Raw genomic sequence first — 17759 nt, 5'->3', positions numbered from 1 at the left:
CAGGCTCGTGGCCACGCGCCCCGCCCGTCCGTGCGGTGCCGGCCACCGCCGGCTCCATCGCTGCGGGTGCACCATCGCCGCCCGCACTCCTCATCGACGCCTGTACAGGGGTTCCCAGACTGTCCTGCAACTGCTACCCTTACTGCCGTTGGGGTGCAAGCCCCCCAGGCCCCCAGCCGAGTCCGCGAAAAACTATGGGCTGGGTGCCGTATCTTCTAGGTCGCCTCACCACCCGCCCGGTGGTGAGGCGATCGGCCGTTTACGGGGTGGCCGACGACCCCGGTCACGCAACCCGGGCCATCACCGCCTCCGCAGCCAGCGCCAGCTCCAGCTCCAGCTGCAACCCACCCGGCACCACCGCCGGCCCCTCGCTCTCAGTCGGCACCGCATGCACGCCGGCCGCGACACGCGCCACCCAGCCCCGCTGCAGATCCGACCAGCCGCCGCCGGCCACATCCGCCCGGCCTGACCGCAGCGCCAGCACCAGCGACGAATCCACCCCTGCCCGCTTCGACCCCACCACCAGGGCCATCCACGCCCCCGCAGCCGCCTCATCCACTCCCAGCCGGCCAAGCTCACCGTCCCGAGCATCCTCACGGGCCCGCGTATGCCTAGCCCGCACCGGCCCCGAAACCGCCAGCTCCGCCACCCTCACCGTCCCGTCAGACGCCACCCGCGCGGGCACACCCGCACCCACCAGCACCTCAACCAGCAGCCCCAGCACCGGCCCCACCTCCACGGCCGCCGGCGCCGCCCCGTCACCGGCCGGCGCAATCCGCTGCGCCCGCTCCACCGCGCGGTCATCCGCGTCCTCCAACGCACCAACCACCACGCCGTCGTCGGCGGCCCGCCGCGCCAGGCGGTGCGCATTACTGTCGCCGGCCAGGCCGTGCAGCTCCTCCATCACTGCGGCGTCGCCCACGGCCCACACAGCGCGCCGCACCAACCAAGGCCACAGCTCCTCATCCCCAGCCGCCTCAACATCACCCGGCCGCAACATCAGCAAGTCCAGCACCTCCGCACGCAGCATCAGCAGCACCTCATCCAGACCCCCACACCGGCCCGCCAACGAGCCCGGCCTGCGCCGGCCAACCCGCCGCCGCAGCTCCACCGACACCGCCTCGGCCACCGCCGCACCCAGACCCGACTCCCAGCCACCAGGCGCACGCCGCACCTCAGCCAACGCGCGCCGCAAACCAGCACCCGACCGCACATCCACGTCAACGTCACTGAAATCGATGCTCACAACGGATCACCCACCGAATCACTAGGGAAGAGAGGAACAAGGGAAACAAGGACAAGACCCGACCGGGCGAGCTCACTGAACTGCACTAGCCAGACACACCCACCCCAGCCGCACCGGCCAGCTCGACCACATAGACCACATCGGCACCCGGAGTGACCCAGTACCGGTGCACCCGCCCGTCGCCGTCTGTGGCCTGCGCCCACCGCAGGCAGCCATCCGACCCGCTCCAGGTCAGGCCCGGCACATCCAGGTCAATCTCCGCCCGCACGCGCCCATCAATGCCCCCGCACCGGTCAGCCTCAGCGCTCTCACCCGGCAGCACTCGGTCCACGATCCGGCCCACCGTTAGCAGGTCACCGCCCTCGACCCGATACGCGTACCCAGGCTCAAGCTCAGCTGGCGCAGGGATCGACGGTGAAGCGGTCGCAGGCGCCGAGGCCAGGACGGACACAGCCAGTCCACCCAGAATCGTCTTCAGCATTGGAGTGCACCTTTCAGAGAAGAAGATGACCAGCCGCCCGCATGTCGCGGCCCGGTCTCGGTAACAATCAGGGACAGGTGGGAGGACACCCAGCCGGGCGCCCTCCCACCCCGGCCCGCCGACGCACCACCGCCAGCAGGCCCGCAGGCCGAGGCACCCAGCCCCGCACCCGCTGAGGACAGGCAGGACCGCCCTGCCGTCCCCAAGAAAGAAGTGATCCGACGATGGATCTGCCCAACCTCACCAAAGCCCTCAAACTCACCCAGCAGGCCGGCGGACGCCGAGTCCTCTACCAGTTCTCCCTCACCGTCTCCGCAGGCAACACCCACCGATTCGACGCACTCCTCGCCGCCGAAGGCGATCAGCCCTGGACCCTCCTCATTGCCATCATTGGCCCCCACCACTGGGCCCACACCTACGACGTCGACACCAACCCCAGTACCGGGGACCTGCGAGCCGTCGCCTACCTCGGCGACGACTACGCCTCCCTGCTCGACGCCCTCGGCATCGGCGGAAGCGGCACCAGCCACTGGCCCCCCGGCGACCTGCTCGACGCGGCCGACAACGCCGCGAAGACCTCCCAGCCCCGAGCCTGGATACCGCCCCAGGACCTCCCCAAAGCAGCCCGCACCAACATTGAGGAAGCCGACAAAACCGCCTTCTTCGGATGGATTGACCACGTCGCCCACCCCAACACCGGCCACGCAACCCGCGACAACCTCGACAAAACCCGCCGGCTCCTCGGCAAAGACATCTACACCTTCTGCAAGGACCACGACGTCTCCAGCCGCTGGACCACCCCCGACGACACCCGCATCAAGCACTACGACCACCGGCCAACACCACCGGGCTGGCAGAACTAACCGGCTCCAACCGGAACGACGTCGTCGAAAGGTGCTCATCCTCAACCAGCAGATCCCCATACCGGTCCAGCAGCCCCTCAAACACCCCGCGGTCCACCGACCGCGGGGCAACCGTGTACGGCCACGCCACCGGCTCATACACCAGCCAGTCGCACACCTCCCACCCGCAGTCCAAGTCCTCATCCGGCCAGAACCGCAGACCATGACCCTGGTCAAACGACACCCGCAGCCCGACGTTCAGCAACGTCGCGCCAGGCGGCTCACGATCCAGCCCATCCACCTCGAAAACCCGGTCAAACCGCACGAAGATGCCCAAACCAGCCACCCGCAGACCCGTCACACGATCACGCACACCACGCGGCGGCACGTCAAACGGCCGAAACAGCAGATCCCGATCAAACGCGACACGAACCCTCACAACAAAGCCCCCTGACCAGGCACAACACCCGACGAACCAACAGACGAACCCGACACCTCAGACCCCTCAGGCCCCATCACCTGAGGCTCCAACAACGCCTCAACATCCCGCCGCCGAAACAACAACCGCCCATTCGGCAACACCGCCGCGGGCACCTTCCCCGCATGCGCCCATCGGCGCAGTGTTTGTGCTGTACAGCCGGGGATCAGCGAAGCTGCGTCACGCGGCGACAACATGTCGTCAGCGGATGACGGAGTGGTCAGATTTTGACGAGTCACGCACGCAGTATGAACTCTGCGCCTGAAGTCCGTCAAGCATCAATCGGTGCGTGTTCGATCAGTTCGCGCTACTATGTTCGCATGAGTGCAGTACCGCAGACCGATGCTTCCGGCATGACCTTCAATCAGGCTCTCGGTTTCACCGTGAATCAATACCTGTTCGCTGAGCACATGACTCGTGAACAACTAGGGCGCCTGCTCGGCGTAAGTGGCGGCGTTGCCGGTAAGAAGGTGAGGGGACAGGTTGGCTGGACGGCCGAGGATGTCGCTGCCGTGGCCAACCGTTTTGGTGTGGCCGTAGACGACCTGCTGCCCCGCAGGATCGACGAAGCCCCCGCCGACTCGGGGTCGGGCGGGGGCTCGGGGCCGGTGCCCCGGACAGGATTCGAACCTGCGGCCTTCTGCTCCGGAGGCAGACGCTCTATCCACTGAGCTACCGGGGCCCGAGGCGCGACTGTACCAGCGTTCGGGCACCGGATGGAAACCGAGAGGCTGTGGCGTTCGACGAGCCGACGGCGCCGCCGGCCTGCGTCGCGCCTCAGCCGTTGCCGGTCAACGTCAGCACGACCAGCGCGAGGTTGAGCACGATGATGAGTCCCGCGGCAGCGCGGGACGTCCAGCGCAGGACCACACCGTCTCGCCACCGGCCCATGAGCTGCTCCGAACCCGTGGCCCGCATGAGCGGCACGATCGCCAACGGGATTCCGAAGGACAACACCACCTGGCTGAGCACGAGTGCCCAGGTCGGCTCCGCCCCAACGCCGATGATGATCAGCGCGGGCACGAGGGTGACCGCGCGGCGTGCCAGCAGGGGGACGCGGATGTGCAGCAGTCCGGCCATGATCTCGCTGCCGGCGTAGGCGCCCACCGACGTCGACGCCAACCCGGAGGCCAGCAGCCCGATTGCGAACACGACGCCGACGGCCGGCCCCAGCGACGCGGTGATGGCGGCGTGCGCCCCCTCGATCGTGTCGGTGCCGCCGGCCCCGGACAGGGCCGAGGCAGCGAGCAGCAATAGGGCAATGTTGACGGCGCCCGCCAGCGCCAGCGCCCATATCACGTCCACCCGGGTGGCGCGGATCAGGCGGCCGGTGCGCTCCTGCCCGGAGGGGACGGCGTCGGCGGCGGGGGAGATGTCGGGAGCGGAGGCTGCGGCGTCGTCGGGGATCGGCGTGGCGGTGCGATCGGCTGCCAGCCGGTCGGCATGGCCCTCCCCGAGTTCTTCGTGGTGGTCGCGCACCAGGGATGAGTGCAGGTAGATGGCGTGCGGCATGACGGTGGCGCCGAGCATGGAGGCGGCCACCAGCAGGCTGCCGGATCCCCTCAGTCGGGGAATCAGGCCGGCGAAGGTCTCGCCCCAGTCGGGTGGCGAGATGAACAGCCCGCCCACGAAGCCGATCGTCACCACCACCAGGAGCGCGACCACCGCTCCCTCAAAGGTGCGCTGACTGCGGCGCTCCTGCAGTGCCAGCAGCAGCATGGACACGGCGCCGATGATCACGCCGCCGGTCAGCAGCGGGATGTTGAAAAGCAGATGCAGGGCGACGGCGCCCCCGATCACCTCGGCCAGGTCGGTGGCGGCGGCGACGAGTTCGGCCTGCGCCCAGTAGGCCAGGCGGGTGCCACGGCCGAGACGGTCCCCGAGCACCTGCGGCAGCGAGCGGCCGGTGACGATGCCGAGCTTGGCGCTCTGGTACTGAATCAGCACCGCCATGGCGTTGGCCAGCACCAGCACCCACACGAGCGTGTATCCGTAGCGGGCGCCGGCGGTGATGTTGGCAGCCACATTGCCGGGGTCCACGTAGGCGACCGCAGCGACGAAGGCCGGGCCGAGCAGCGCCAGCAGCCGATGGCGTGGCGGGTTCGGCTTCGGCTCGTGCCTGCGCACGATGGCGTCGACGGCGTCGGTGGCGTTGCCGGGATCGGGCACGGTCGACCTCCTCACATGGTTTCGGATACCCGAAACTCTACTCCTTTGCGTCCCCGTTCGTGCGCCAGGCGTATGACGGACCCATATCGACCGACCTCGGCACGTAACGTCCACCGATCTGGGCGCGTAAGTTCTACCGATCTCGGTGCGTTGCTTATGCCGGTTTCGGCGCGTTGGGGCGGTGCCGGTACGCTGGCGCGCGTGACCCCAGAAGAGCTCGCCGAAGCGATCCGCAACGTCCTCATCGCCGCCGTCACCGACGGCAGCCTCGCCCTGCCCGTGGAGGAGGTGCCGGTCCCCAAGGTCGAGCGCCCCCGCTCCCGCGAGCACGGTGACTGGGCCACCAACGTCGCCATGCAGCTGGCCAAGAAGGCCGGCACCAACCCGCGCGCTCTGGCCCAGCTGCTGGCCGAGCGCGTGGGCGCCCTGGACGGCGTGGCCTCCGCCGAGGTCGCCGGACCCGGCTTCCTCAACATCCGCCTGGACGCCGCCAGCGCCGGCGAGCTCGCCCGCACCATCCTCACCGCCGGCACCGCCTACGGCACCAACGACTCCCTGGCCGGCCAGCACATCAACCTCGAGTACGTCTCCGCCAACCCCACCGGCCCGGTGCACCTGGGCGGAGCCCGCTGGGCCGCCGTCGGCGACTCCCTGGCCCGCATCATGACCGCCTGCGGTGCCGAGGTCACCCGCGAGTACTACTTCAACGACCACGGCACCCAGATCGACCGCTTCGCCCGCTCCCTGCTCGCCGCGGCCCGCGGCCAGGAGACCCCCGAGGACGGCTACGGCGGCTCCTACATCGGTGAGATCGCCGCCCGGGTAACCGCGGACGAGGCCGACGCCGGCCGCCCCGACCCCGCCACCCTGCCCGACGCCGAGGCCACCGAGGTCTTCCGCGCCCGCGGCGTCGACCTGATGTTCGCCGCCGTGAAGGCCGAACTGCACGACTTCCGCACCGACTTCGACGTCTTCTTCCACGAGGACTCCCTGCACACCTCCGGCGCCGTCGAGCGCGCCATCGGCCGCCTGCGCGAGCGCGGCGTCATCTTCGAGGCGGACGGGGCCACCTGGCTGCGCACCACCGACTTCGGCGACGACAAGGACCGCGTCCTGATCAAGTCCGACGGCGATCCCGCCTACTTCGCCGCCGACGTCGCCTACTACCTGGACAAGCGCGCCCGCGGAGCCGACTGCGCCATCTACCTGCTCGGCGCCGACCACCACGGCTACATCGGCCGCATGATGGCCATGTGCGCCGCCTACGGCGACGAGCCCGGCGTCAACATGCAGATCATCATCGGTCAGCTGGTCAACCTGGTGCGCGACGGGCAGCCGGTGCGCATGTCCAAGCGCGCCGGCACCGTGGTCACCCTGGAGGACCTGGTCGACGCCGTCGGCGTGGACGCGGCCCGCTACGCGCTGGCCCGCTCCTCCATGGACTCCATGATCGACATCGACCTGAACCTGCTGGCCTCCACCTCCAACGACAACCCCGTCTACTACGTCCAGTACGCCCACGCCCGCATTTGCTCCGTGGCGCGCAACGCCGCCGAGCGGGGCGTGAGCCGCGACGCCGGCTTCGACCCCGCCCAGTTGGACACCCCCCACGATGCCCAGCTGTTGGGCGTGCTCGCCCAGTATCCGGCCATCGTTGCCCAGGCCGCCGCCCTGCGCGAGCAGCACCGCATCGCGCGCTACCTGGAGACGCTCGCCGCCGCCTACCACACCTGGTATGGCGCCACTCGCGTCACCCCGCGCGGCGACGACCCGGTCGACGCCGGGCACGTCGCCCGGTTGTGGGTCAACGACGCCGTCGGGCAGGTCATCGCCAACGGTCTCGGCCTGCTGGGAGTGAGTGCTCCGGAGCGCATGTGATGAGCACCGTACCCGCGGGCGAGGCACCCCTCGGCACCCTGGCCGCCCCCGAGCCCGAGGCGCGCCCCGACCTGTGGCCATGGTCGGCCCGCCGCGGCGCCGACGGCGCGCTGGAGATCGGCGGGCGCAGCGTGGGGGAGATACTCGCCGACGCCCCCACCCCCGTGTTCGTCCTGGACGAGGCCGACCTGCGCGGCCGCGCCGCCACCTGGGCCGCCGCCATGGCGGAGGAGTTCTGGTCCGGATACGGCATGAACGGCGGCGAGGCCTACTACGCCGGCAAGGCCTTCCTAACGACCCGCGTGGCCCGCACCGTCTTGGCGGAGGGCATGGGCATCGACACCGCCTCCGCCGGGGAACTGGCCGTGGGCGTGGCCGCGCTCGCCGCCCTCGACGGCGAGGAGGCCACTACGCGCGCCGGCCGACTGGGCCTGCACGGCAACGGCAAGACCCGCACCGAGATCCGTACCGCCCTCGCCCACCGGGTGGGGCACCTGGTCCTGGACTCGGCCGAGGAGATCGAGCTGGCGGCCGCCGCCGTACGCGAACTGCGCGATACCGGCCACTACGCCCCCGCGGAGACCGGCTCGGTCATGCTGCGCCTGACCACCGGCATCCACGCCGGCGGGCACGAGTACATCTCCACCGCCCACGAGGACCAGAAGTTCGGCATCTCCGTGGCCACGGGCGCGGCGCTGGACGCCGCCCGCGCCGTCGTCGCCGCCCCGGAGCTGACCCTGCACGGGCTGCACTCCCATATCGGCTCCCAGATCTTCGACCTGGCCGGATTCCGCGAGGCGGTCGGCGTCGTGCTGCGGCTGCGCCACCAGATCGCCGAGGCCACCGGGGTGCTGTGCGAGGAGGTGGACCTGGGCGGCGGCTACGGCATCGCCTACACCGGCGCCGACCCGGTCGCGCCCTCGCCCGCCGAGGTCGCCCGCGCCCTGGCCGAGGCGGTTCGCTTGACGTGCACCGAACTCGGGGACGCCGTGCCGCACGTGTCGGTTGAGCCCGGCCGCTCAATCGCCGGGCCGGCCATGGTCACCCTGTACACGGTGACCGGGCTCAAGCGCGTTCAGCTGGGGGAGGGGGCCGCCCGCCTGTATGTGAGCGTGGACGGCGGCATGAGCGACAACATCCGCCCCGCCCTGTACGACGCCGCCTATACGGCCCTCGTGGCCAACCGGCGCCCCGACCCGCAAGCCGGACTGGTGCGCGCACGCGTGGTCGGCAAGCACTGCGAGAGCGGCGACGTGGTCGTGCGCGACGTGGACCTGCCCGCCGACCTCGCCGTAGGCGATGTTCTTGCAGTCCCGGCCACCGGCGCCTACGGGCGCTCCATGGCCTCCAACTACAACCTGTTCACCCGGCCCGGCGTCGCCTGGGTCGAGGACGGCCGGCAGGGCTGGGTGCTGCGCCCGGAGACCATCGCCGACCTGCTCGCCCTGGAGGGGAACTAAGCGGGCCAGGCCGACGGTTCTGCCGGGTCGAGTGTGCGGAGCCTGTGCCTGCTGGCAGCGACGGCGGGGCCGGAGCCGGAGGACTGCGCCGGGGTGCCATGCGTGCTGCCCACGGGTTGAGTGTTCATGACTGAATCACCCCAAATGGTTCTACATGCTCTACAAGGGTCTGCTCGGCCGTGTGCCGTGCGCACTGAGTCATTGGGGGAAAGCCCCTACTCCTTGAGGAGGAGGGGTGGGGGCTGTGATTCCACCCCGGGGACGTACTGCGCGAATGAGATCTTCCTTACTGTCGGGGTATGGACATGACGCGCTCTTCCTTGGAGACCCCGCCCCCGGCGTGGGGGCGCCATGACGAGCCGATGGGGCACCGTCGCGGCGCCGTCGGGCAGGGAAGCGACGGCATGCTGGTTCTCTGGGCGCTGCTGACCTGCGTGCTGGTCGGTCTGCTGCTCGTCGTCGCCGTTACCCCGTCCCTGTACAACGCCTCGGGGCTCGCGCTCAGTCTGTCGGCATTGGCCGGCTGGGGTGTCCTCAGCGCCAAGGTGCTGCATGGTCTGCGCTGATGCCGACCCTGACTGATCTCAGCATGTAACTTCGACCGACCTCGACGGTAACTTCGACCGATCTCGGTGCGGATGTGAGAGGCGGCGGCGCCTGCTCGATGGCGCCGCCTATGCTGTGCCGAGTCACGCTCGTCCGCCCGGCGAGCCCGCACACATTCGCGAGGTGGTTCCCTTGAATCAGCAGGCACCCCAGGACGCCGCACCGTCGGCCGCGCCCCGCCCAGGCCGGGCAGTAGGACCTGCGCAGCCGGCCAGGCGCGCCGCCGGTGCGGCCGACCGCCCCACGCTGCGCGTCGGCGTCCTCGGATCCGGCACCGTCGGCACCCAGGTGATCCGGCTGCTGCTGGAACAGGCCGACGACTTCGCCGCCCGCTCCGGTGCCCGCTTGGAGATCACCGGCGTGGCCGTGCGCGATGTCGATGCCCCTCGCGACGAGGCGGTCCCGCGCCAGCTGCTCACCGACGACGCCGAGTCCGTCGCCACCTCCAACGACATCGTCATCGAACTCATCGGCGGCATCGAGCCGGCCCGCACCCTTATCCTGGCGGCCTTCGAATCCGGGGCCAGCGTCATCACCGGAAACAAGGCACTCATCGCCGCTCACGGCCCCGAGCTGTACGCGGCGGCCGCAGCGGCGAACACCGACTTCTACTACGAGGCCGCCGTCGCCGGCGCCATCCCGGTGGTCTACGCCCTGCGCGAGTCCATGGCCGGCGACCGCGTCACCAGCGTGCTCGGCATCGTCAACGGCACCACCAACTACATCCTGGACGAGATGAGCACCAAGGGCCTGTCATTCGACGCCGCCCTGGCCGCCGCTCAGGAGCTCGGCTACGCCGAGGCCGACCCCACCGCCGACGTCGACGGTCTCGACGCCGCCGCCAAGGCCGCCATCATCGCCTCTCTCGCCTTCCACACCCGAGTGGGAATGGACGACGTCGAGGTCGAGGGCATCCGCTCCGTCACCGCCGACGACATCCGCGAGGCCCACGCCTCCGGCTGCGAGCTCAAGCTCCTGGCCATCGCCCAGCGGGTCAGCAGCGAGCCCGACGGCGTAGAGGGCATCTCCGTGCGCGTGCATCCCGCCCTGGTCCCGGCCGACCACCCGCTGGCCAGCGTCCACGGCGGCTTCAACGCGGTCCTGGTGGATGCCGAGGCCGCCGGCCGCCTGATGTTCTATGGGCAGGGCGCCGGCGGGGCCCCCACGGCCTCCGCCGTGCTCTCCGACGTCGTCGCCGCCGCCGCTCACCGCGTCAACGGCGGGCAGGCGCCCCGCGAGTCCAGCTACGCCGACCTGCCCATCCTCGCCCCGGAGCAGGCCCTGACCCGCTACCAGATACAGCTCCGGGTGGCGGACGCACCCGGCTCACTGGCCGCCGTCGCCCAGGTCTTCGCCGACTACGACGTGTCCATCAACTCCGTGCGGCAGGCCAGCTACGTGGACGTCGGCGACGAGTTGGCGCTGGTCACCATCGTCACCCATGCCGCCCCCGTGTCCCGGCTGGAGGCGGCCGTGGACGGGCTGCGGGCGCAGGAACGCGTCGCCGAGGTCGTTTCCACCCGCCGCGTCGAGGGGCTGTGAAGCCGCAATGAGACTGGCCAACGAGCGCGCAGCGGTGCGCGTGCCTGCCACTACCGCGAATATGGGGCCCGGCTTCGATTCCTTCGGCATGGCCTTCACCTACTACGACGAGGTCGAGGTCCGCCCCGTGGTGGGCCCCACCAACGTCACCGTCGAAGGCGTGGGGGAGGGGGTCGTCCCCACTGACGACTCCAACCTGGTGGTGCGCGCCCTGCGCGCCGGCCTGGAAGCCGCCGGCGCGCCGCAGGCCGGATTCGAGATGCGCTGCATCAACCGCATCCCCCACGGCGGTGGCATGGGTTCCTCGGCGAGCGCCGCGGTTGCCGGACTGATGCTCGCCCGCGGCCTACTGTCAGACCCGGACGCGCTGCCCGATGAGGAGGTCTTCCGGATCGCCACCGGCTTCGAGGGACACCCCGACAATGTCGCCCCCGCCGTATTCGGCGGAGCCACCGTCGCCTGGATCGAGGCGGACGGCACTCCGCGGGCCGCTCCGATGCCGGTGGATGCCACCTTGGCGGTCAGCCTGCTCGTGCCGCCGTCGACGACTCGGCTGAGCACCGAGGAGGCGCGCAAGGTCCTGCCCGACTCGGTGCCGCGCGCCGACGCACTGTTCAACACCTCCCGTGCCGCCATCCTCATGCTGGCGCTCGCGGGCCGACCGGACCTGCTGATGGCCGGGACCGAGGACCGCCTCCACCAGGAGTATCGGCGCGGCGTCCTGCCCGCCTCCATGGCCGTCATGGACTCACTGCGCGAGCAGGGCTACCCGGCGGTCATATCGGGCGCCGGCCCCACGGTGCTCGTACTGGCGGACCTGTCCCAGCAGACCCGCTTCACCCTGGAGCGGCACGGGTGGACGGTGCTGCGCCCCGGCATTGACCTGGACGGCGCGCAGCTGGTTGCGTCGCCGGCCTAATGTCACCTAGCAAAGGGGAGAGGATTCACACCCTCTGCGCATCGCTTCGCGGGTCGAACCGCGCGCAAGGTCTGCTAGTGTTTGCACCGACGGTAAGCCGAAACGAAGCGGTACGCCGTATGCGCACCAGGCTGAGGCCGCAGGCCCTGCCACGGACCTCATTGGTGCACGACTTCATCCCGTGACATTCCGGGACAGTCCCAGATACATCTGCCTTACCTGGCGGATGCTCACACCGTTAAGGACACTCGTGACCGAGATTTCCAGCGCCCGCCCTTCGCTGTCCACCATGCGGCTGGCCGAGCTTCAGCAGCTCGCCTCAACCATGGGGCTAAAGGGCACCTCACGTATGCGGAAGAGCGAACTCATCGCCGCCATCCGCGAACACCAGTCCGGCAACTCCGCCGCCACCCCGACGGCGCAGCAGACCGAGCCGGTAGAGCCCACCGCTCCCATCCGGAGCCGCGGTCGGGCCGCCCGCAACAACGCCCCCTCCGCTCCGGAGACCGGCGCCGATGCCGCCGTCACCGCGCCGGCACCCGCCGCACAGGCGGATGCCGAATCGCCCGCGCCCCAGGTCGGCGAGCGCGCCGCTCGCGGCCGTTCCCGCCGCCGCGTAACCGCCGATGCCGGCGCCCCCCAGGACGTGTCCTCCACAGCGGAGGCCCACCTGGTGCTAGACCTTCCCGAGCGCTCGCAGGCCCCTGAGCCCGCCGCGGAGCCCGGCCGGGGCGGCCGCCCGGCCCGCCGTGAACCCCAGGCGCACGAGGGACACGATGGCCCTCGTCGTTCCCGGCGCCGCGCCCAGGCCGTCTCCGGCGCCCCCGAGCGCCGCAACGGCAACGAGGAGGCCGCCGAGGATCACGCCGACGCCAAGGCCGCCCTCATGCGCGACCTGGCCGACGCCACCGGCACTCCCGCCGTCGAACCCAGCGAGCGCCGTCGTCGCGGCGGCAATGACTGGGAGGCCCAGGCGGAGGAGGACAACCGCGGTGGACGTCGACGTCGGGGCCGCAAGCGCCGCGATCGTGACGGCCGGGACTTTGAGGGCAACCAGGACTCCCGGGGCCAGCAACAGGCCCGTGAGGAGGAGGTCCTGCTGCCGGTAGCCGGCATCCTCGACATGGCCGACCACCAGCACGCCTACCTGCGTACCTCCGGCTACCTGCCCGGCCCGAAGGACGTGTACGTCAACGCCCAACAGATCAAGGACAACGGTCTGCGCGCGGGCGACGCCATCACCGGCTGGGTGCGCGAGAACGGCGACACCTCCGGCCCCAACCCGGGCTCCGGGCGCGGCCGTCGTCAGAACCGCACTAACCGGCTGAAGTACAAGCCGCTGGTGTCCGTGGAGACCGTCAACGGCATGGATCCGGAGCGCGCCAAGCGTCGTCCCGAGTTCACCAAGCTCACCCCCCTGTACCCGCAGGAGCAGCTGCGCCTGGAAACCACTCCGAAGGCGTTGACCCCGCGCATCATCGACCTGGTCGCCCCCATCGGCAAGGGCCAGCGTGGACTGATCGTCTCCCCGCCCAAGGCCGGTAAGACGATCATCCTGCAGCAGATCGCCAACGCGATCTCCGTGAACAACCCCGAGGCGCACCTGATGGTGGTGCTCGTTGACGAGCGCCCCGAGGAGGTCACCGACATGCAGCGCACGGTCAAGGGAGAGGTCATCGCCTCTACCTTCGACCGGCCCGCCTCCGACCACACCACCGTCGCCGAGCTCGCCATCGAGCGCGCCAAGCGGCTGGTTGAGCTGGGACAGGACGTGGTGGTGCTGCTCGACTCCATCACCCGCCTGGGCCGCGCCTACAACCTGGCCGCGCCCGCCTCCGGCCGCATCCTGTCCGGTGGTGTGGACGCCAGCGCCCTGTATCCGCCCAAGCGTTTCTTCGGTGCCGCCCGCAACATTGAGAACGGCGGCAGCCTGACGATCCTGGCCACCGCCCTGGTAGAGACCGGCTCGAAGATGGACGAGGTCATCTTCGAGGAGTTCAAGGGCACCGGCAACATGGAGTTGCGCCTGTCGCGGCAGCTGGCCGAGCGGCGCGTCTTCCCCGCCGTCGACGTCGCCGCCTCCTCCACGCGCCGTGAGGAGCTGCTCATCGACCCCGCCCAGCTGAAGATCATGTGGCGGCTGCGGCGCCTCTTCTCCGGCCTGGAGCAGCAGCAGGCCCTGGAGCTGGTGCTCGGCAAGCTCAAGGAGACCCAGTCCAACGCGGAGTTCCTCATGGTCATCTCCAAGACGACCCCGCAGGGCACCTCCCTGGCCGACGCCGACGACGACTCCAAGCTCGTCTGACCGTTCGTCTGAACCCCGCCGCCCGCCCGGGATTTCCGGGCGGGCTGAGTGGCTTCCGGCGCACGCCGTGTTCACGGTGGCGGCAGCGCCCCGCCGGCGGCGGCGTGCTGCGCCTCACCACGGCACGACGTTGTGACCGGCCGGGCTGGCTGGCACAATATCCGACTGGCCTCCGGTTCACCCGCGCGCCCGTGTGGGACCCGGGACCCTCAGAATCCTTAAGGAGTAACATGAAGCAGGGTATCCACCCCGAATACGTGCCCACCAAGGTCACGTGCACCTGTGGCAACACCTTCGAGACCCGCTCCACCGTCACCTCCGGTGAGATCCGCGTGGACGTGTGCTCGGAATGCCACCCCTTCTACACCGGAAAGCAGAAGATCCTCGACACCGGTGGTCGCGTGGCCCGCTTCGAGGCCCGCTACGGCAAGCGCAAGAAGTAAGCGCACAAGCTTTATCGCTTCGGCGACTCGACCTTGGGGTACGTTCCACCGCACAATGCGGTGGAACGTACCCCAAGGTCGTAATCTGTCGCCGTTGTATCCCGTCCGCCCGCGCCAGGCGGAGAAAGGTGAGTCGTGAGCGCCGAGGACTTCTCCGCCGTCGCGCCCCTGTTGCAGGAGCATGCCGACATTGAGCGGCAAATGGCAGATCCCGCCGTCGCCTCCGACCCCGGTGCCCTGCGTCGCCTCGGGCGCCGCTACGCCGAGCTCGGACGCATCGTGGAAGCACACCGGGCCTGGAGTGCCGCCGCCGCGGACCTGGCCGACGCCGTCGAGCTGGCGCGTGACGATGCCGACTTCGCGGCCGAGCTGCCCGCCCTGCGTCAGGCCGAGCAGGACGCCGCCGCTCACCTGCGTGAGGTGCTGGCCCCGCACGACCCCGACGACGCCCGCGACGTCATCATTGAGGTCAAGGCCGGAGAGGGCGGGGAGGAATCCGCCCTGTTCGCCTCCGACCTGGCCCGCATGTACACCCGCTACGCCGAACGCATGGGCTGGGCCGTGGAGGTCATGGACGCCACCGACTCCGAGCTCGGCGGCTACAAGGACGTGCGCCTCGCCATCAAGGCGAAGGGCGCCGTTGAGCCGGCCGACGGCGTGTGGGCACACCTGAAGTACGAGGCGGGCGTGCACCGGGTCCAGCGCGTCCCCGTCACCGAGAGCCAGGGGCGCATCCACACCTCCGCCGCCGGTGTGCTGGTGATGCCGGAGGTCGACGACCCCGGCGAGCTGGAGATCGACCCCGCCGACCTGCGCATCGACGTGTTCCGCTCCTCCGGGCCCGGCGGGCAGTCCGTGAACACCACCGACTCCGCCGTGCGCATCACCCACCTGCCCACCGGGATCGTCGTGTCCATGCAGAATGAGAAGTCCCAGTTGCAGAACAAGGAGGCGGCCCTGCGCGTGCTGCGGGCGCGGCTGCTCGCCGAACGCGCCGCCGCCCAGGCCGCCGAGGCCGCGGCCACGCGCCGCTCCCAGGTCCGCACGGTCGACCGCTCCGAACGCATCCGCACCTACAACTTCCCCGAGAACCGCATCGCAGACCACCGCACCGGCTACAAGGCCTACAACCTCGACGCCGTGCTCGACGGCGACCTCGGCCCGGTCATCGACTCGGCCATCGCCATGGATGAGGCCGAGCGCCTCGCCGCCGCCGGCGAGCAGTGAGCGCACGTGACGGAACTGGACCGCTACGCGCTGCGGCGGACGGTGCGTGAGGCGGCAATAAGACTTTCCCGCGCCGGGATCGCCTCGCCGGACGTCGACGCCCGGCTGCTGGCCGAGCACCTGCTGGGCGGCCCGGTGCTGCTCGCCGACGGCGCCCCGGAGGGCTTTGTCCCCGCATACGCGGCATTGGTGGAGCGCCGGGCTGCCCGCGAGCCGCTGCAGCACATCCTGGGCGCGATGTGGTTCCGGGGGCTGGAGCTCACCTGCCGACCCGGCGTGTTCATCGTCCGCCCCGAGACGGAGGTCGTGGCCGGGGCGGCGGTCGATGCCGCCCGCGCTGTCGCGGCGGAACAGGGACGCGCCCCCGTGGCCGTCGACCTGTGCACCGGCTCGGGTGCCATCGCCGTTGCGGTCGCCGCGGAGGTTCCCACCGCCCGCGTGTGGGCTGTTGAAACAGCCCCCGCCGCCGTCGAACTGGCGCGCGAGAACTGTGAACGCCTGGTGCCGGGCCGGGTGAAGGTGATCCGCGGTGATGCCACCGACCCGGCCGTGCTTGCAGAACTGGACGGGAGCGTAGATGTGGTGGTCTCCAACCCGCCGTACGTGCCCGCGGGAGCGGTGGAGGATCTGGAGACCGAGCGGCATGACCCGGACCTGGCCCTGTACGGCGGGGGAGCAGACGGTCTGCACCTGCCGCGCGCCGTCGTCACCCGGGCCAGGGCCTTGCTGCGCCCCGGCGGGGTGCTGGTGATGGAGCACGACCCCAGCCAGGCCGCGTCGTTGCGGGCCGCCTCCCGGGAGACCGGATTCGCCACAGCCACCACCGGAGTGGACCTGACCGGGCGGGGCCGCTTCCTGCAGGCGGTACGGTAGAGCGACCGGCTGCAAGCGTGGCGGCTCGGTTGAGGGGAGTCCTGCCAGACCCCGTTTCCTGGGACCTGGAAGCCCCGGTTGGATTGCGGCACGATTCTGTGCGCCGGCAGGCAGGACCGTCTTCGTCACGGGCACCCGAGTCGGCAACACCACGTCGCCGGGGCTCACCCGGCCCGAACCGCAAGTGCAGAAAAGAGCACCCCTTATGACCACCATCCTCGCCATTGGAGCCACCGGACAGGTCGGACGCGTCGTCGTCGACGAGGCGTTGCAGCGCGGTCTGGGGGTCCGGGCCGTCACCCGTAACGCCGCCCGCGCCCGCCGCTCCCTGGCCGACGGCGCCGAGATCGTCGAGGCGGCCGCCACCGATGCGGAGGCACTGCGCCCGCAGCTGCAGGACGTCGACGCCGTCGTGCTCACCCACGGCACCGACAACGACGGCAAGGGCGGCGCGACCTTCTACGACGTGGTTCGCGCCGTGGTCGACGCCCTGGGCGACGGCCCGACCCACATCAGCCTCATGACCACCATGAACGCCTCCCACTCCGCCCGCGACGCCGGATACGAGTTCATCGAGTGGAAGCGTCGCGCCGAGCGGCTCGTGCGCGCCTCCGGCCACCCCTACACCATCGTGCGCCCCGGCTGGTTCGACTACCAGGGCCCCGCCGACCGGCAGATCGACCTGCGCCAGGGCGACCTGGTCACCGGGCAGCCCGGAGTCGACCGGCGCCACATCGCCCAGGTGCTCCTGGAGGGCGCCCTCAAGCCCTCCGGCGCGCGCCGCACCGTGGAGGTATTCAGCAAGGCCGGCGCGCCCGTCACCGACTTCGAGGCCCTGTTCGCCGCGACGCGTGCCGACGAGACCGGCGCACTCGACGGCGTGCTCGACACCAACAACGTGCCGCTGGCCAGCGAGCCGCAGCGCGTGCAGGATGACATCGCCCGGTTCGGCAAGTGACGGCGGAGTCCGGAATGCCGCATAAGGACATCTGGGACCGCCTGCGCGACGGCGACGACGTAGACCTGTTCGAGCAGGAGTACACCGACATCGTGCGAGTCGAGTTCGCCCGCTGCCGCGAACTCATGTTCGACATCAACCTCACCCGTCCCTCCGACCCGGCGCTGCCCGGAATGTGGGGCGACCTGCTGGGGTTGGACGGGCCGCTGGACCCTTCGATCCGGCTCATTCACCCCATGCAGATCGACTTCGGCAAGCGGATGCACATCGCTCCGAACGTGCTGATCAACCACAGCTTCACGGCCATGTCGATCGGCGGGATCAGCATCGGC

17 protein-coding genes, 1 tRNA gene and 1 pseudogene are annotated in these 17759 nt (G+C 70.4%); 13 read left to right on the top strand and 6 right to left on the bottom strand.

All coding sequences use genetic code 11. The features are described from left to right. Positions 1 to 283: 283 nt before the first annotated feature. Together BN1056_RS02850 and BN1056_RS02845 are read right to left on the bottom strand one after the other, a co-directional pair. Entirely contained in the window at positions 284 to 1246 is a 963-nt protein-coding gene (locus BN1056_RS02850) for a hypothetical protein (protein WP_210578904.1), read from the bottom strand. Positions 1247 to 1331: 85 nt separating this feature from the next. Next, positions 1332 to 1727 carry a hypothetical protein gene (locus BN1056_RS02845; RefSeq protein WP_210578902.1) on the bottom strand — a complete coding sequence of 132 codons (396 nt, stop codon included), beginning with the start codon at positions 1725 to 1727 and terminating at the stop codon, positions 1332 to 1334. Positions 1728 to 1951: 224 nt separating this feature from the next. Here BN1056_RS02845 and BN1056_RS02840 point away from each other — a divergent pair, with 224 nt between their 5' ends. Beyond that, a complete protein-coding gene (locus BN1056_RS02840) occupies positions 1952 to 2590 on the top strand; it encodes a DUF6037 family protein (RefSeq protein ID WP_210578901.1) in 639 nt (212 codons plus the stop codon). Here the strand turns inward: BN1056_RS02840 and BN1056_RS02835 are convergent. Both BN1056_RS02835 and BN1056_RS15030 read right to left on the bottom strand, forming a co-directional pair. Further along, entirely contained in the window at positions 2544 to 3008 is a 465-nt protein-coding gene (locus tag BN1056_RS02835) for a hypothetical protein (protein ID WP_210578900.1), read from the bottom strand. The genes BN1056_RS02840 and BN1056_RS02835 overlap by 47 nt on opposite strands. Further along, entirely contained in the window at positions 3005 to 3244 is a 240-nt protein-coding gene (locus BN1056_RS15030; protein ID WP_425306096.1) for a helix-turn-helix domain-containing protein, read from the bottom strand. Before BN1056_RS15030 ends, BN1056_RS02835 begins: the two co-directional genes overlap by 4 nt. A 51-nt stretch (positions 3245 to 3295) precedes the next feature. Here BN1056_RS15030 and BN1056_RS15025 point away from each other — a divergent pair. Beyond that, positions 3296 to 3589: pseudogene (locus tag BN1056_RS15025) on the top strand (helix-turn-helix domain-containing protein); the annotation flags it as partial. Between the two features lie 67 nt (positions 3590 to 3656). Here BN1056_RS15025 and BN1056_RS02820 read toward each other — a convergent pair. Both BN1056_RS02820 and BN1056_RS02815 read right to left on the bottom strand, forming a co-directional pair. Then, positions 3657 to 3729: transfer RNA gene (locus tag BN1056_RS02820), tRNA-Arg, on the bottom strand. Positions 3730 to 3824: 95 nt separating this feature from the next. Then, positions 3825 to 5174, bottom strand: a complete 1350-nt coding sequence (locus tag BN1056_RS02815) for an Nramp family divalent metal transporter (RefSeq protein WP_210578908.1) — start codon at positions 5172 to 5174, stop codon at positions 3825 to 3827. Positions 5175 to 5417: 243 nt separating this feature from the next. Here BN1056_RS02815 and argS point away from each other — a divergent pair, with 243 nt between their 5' ends. The 11 genes from argS to BN1056_RS02760 all read left to right on the top strand — a co-directional run. After that, entirely contained in the window at positions 5418 to 7094 is a 1677-nt protein-coding gene (gene argS / locus BN1056_RS02810; protein WP_210578897.1) for an arginine--tRNA ligase, read from the top strand. Continuing rightward, positions 7094 to 8554 (top strand): diaminopimelate decarboxylase, encoded by a 1461-nt coding sequence (gene lysA, locus BN1056_RS02805; protein ID WP_425306095.1) that lies wholly within the window; start codon positions 7094 to 7096, stop codon positions 8552 to 8554. The genes argS and lysA overlap by 1 nt, the downstream gene beginning before the upstream one ends. A gap of 305 nt (positions 8555 to 8859) precedes the next feature. Further along, positions 8860 to 9120 carry a hypothetical protein gene (locus BN1056_RS02800; protein ID WP_210578894.1) on the top strand — a complete coding sequence of 87 codons (261 nt, stop codon included), beginning with the start codon at positions 8860 to 8862 and terminating at the stop codon, positions 9118 to 9120. A 286-nt stretch (positions 9121 to 9406) separates the two neighbouring features. Continuing rightward, a complete protein-coding gene (locus BN1056_RS02795; protein WP_210578906.1) occupies positions 9407 to 10702 on the top strand; it encodes a homoserine dehydrogenase in 1296 nt (431 codons plus the stop codon). A gap of 7 nt (positions 10703 to 10709) precedes the next feature. Beyond that, the gene (thrB, locus tag BN1056_RS02790; RefSeq protein WP_210578892.1) at positions 10710 to 11621 is read left to right on the top strand and encodes a homoserine kinase; all 912 of its coding nucleotides are present in this window, start codon (positions 10710 to 10712) and stop codon (positions 11619 to 11621) included. 250 nt (positions 11622 to 11871) lie between these two features. Next, positions 11872 to 13926 (top strand): transcription termination factor Rho, encoded by a 2055-nt coding sequence (gene rho / locus BN1056_RS02785; protein WP_210578890.1) that lies wholly within the window; start codon positions 11872 to 11874, stop codon positions 13924 to 13926. A 230-nt stretch (positions 13927 to 14156) separates the two neighbouring features. Beyond that, complete coding sequence (rpmE, locus tag BN1056_RS02780; protein ID WP_210578888.1) at positions 14157 to 14369, top strand: 50S ribosomal protein L31; 213 nt, start codon at positions 14157 to 14159, stop codon at positions 14367 to 14369. A gap of 135 nt (positions 14370 to 14504) precedes the next feature. Continuing rightward, positions 14505 to 15596: a peptide chain release factor 1 gene (prfA, locus tag BN1056_RS02775; protein ID WP_210578886.1), complete on the top strand. Its 1092-nt coding sequence runs from the start codon at positions 14505 to 14507 to the stop codon at positions 15594 to 15596. A 6-nt stretch (positions 15597 to 15602) separates the two neighbouring features. Beyond that, on the top strand, positions 15603 to 16469 hold the full coding sequence (prmC, locus tag BN1056_RS02770; protein WP_210578884.1) for a peptide chain release factor N(5)-glutamine methyltransferase: 867 nt from the start codon (positions 15603 to 15605) through the stop codon (positions 16467 to 16469). Between the two features lie 205 nt (positions 16470 to 16674). Further along, complete coding sequence (locus tag BN1056_RS02765; RefSeq protein WP_210578882.1) at positions 16675 to 17427, top strand: NAD(P)H-binding protein; 753 nt, start codon at positions 16675 to 16677, stop codon at positions 17425 to 17427. Positions 17428 to 17441: 14 nt separating this feature from the next. Beyond that, positions 17442 to 17759 (top strand): LbetaH domain-containing protein (locus BN1056_RS02760; protein WP_210578880.1); only part of this gene is annotated, 318 nt, incomplete at its 3' end.

Origin of the sequence: Actinomyces succiniciruminis, from assembly GCF_900002405.1 — a bacterium.
Taxonomy (GTDB): Bacteria; Actinomycetota; Actinomycetes; order Actinomycetales; family Actinomycetaceae; genus Actinomyces; species Actinomyces succiniciruminis.
Note: the sequence above shows the minus strand (reverse complement) of the source record. Positions and strands in the feature narration are given on the sequence as shown.

Bases quoted from the DNA above. Each gene is read 5' to 3' on its own strand.
- lysA (WP_425306095.1), top strand. From the start codon at position 7,094: ATGAGCACCGTACCCGCGGGCGAGGCACCCCTCGGCACCCTGGCCGCC.
- BN1056_RS02800 (WP_210578894.1), top strand. From the start codon at position 8,860: ATGACGCGCTCTTCCTTGGAGACCCCGCCCCCGGCGTGGGGGCGCCAT.
- rpmE (WP_210578888.1), top strand. From the start codon at position 14,157: ATGAAGCAGGGTATCCACCCCGAATACGTGCCCACCAAGGTCACGTGC.
- thrB (WP_210578892.1), top strand. From the start codon at position 10,710: ATGAGACTGGCCAACGAGCGCGCAGCGGTGCGCGTGCCTGCCACTACC.
- BN1056_RS15030 (WP_425306096.1), bottom strand. From the start codon at position 3,244: ATGTTGTCGCCGCGTGACGCAGCTTCGCTGATCCCCGGCTGTACAGCA.
- BN1056_RS02840 (WP_210578901.1), top strand. From the start codon at position 1,952: ATGGATCTGCCCAACCTCACCAAAGCCCTCAAACTCACCCAGCAGGCC.
- BN1056_RS02765 (WP_210578882.1), top strand. From the start codon at position 16,675: ATGACCACCATCCTCGCCATTGGAGCCACCGGACAGGTCGGACGCGTC.
- BN1056_RS02845 (WP_210578902.1), bottom strand. From the start codon at position 1,727: ATGCTGAAGACGATTCTGGGTGGACTGGCTGTGTCCGTCCTGGCCTCG.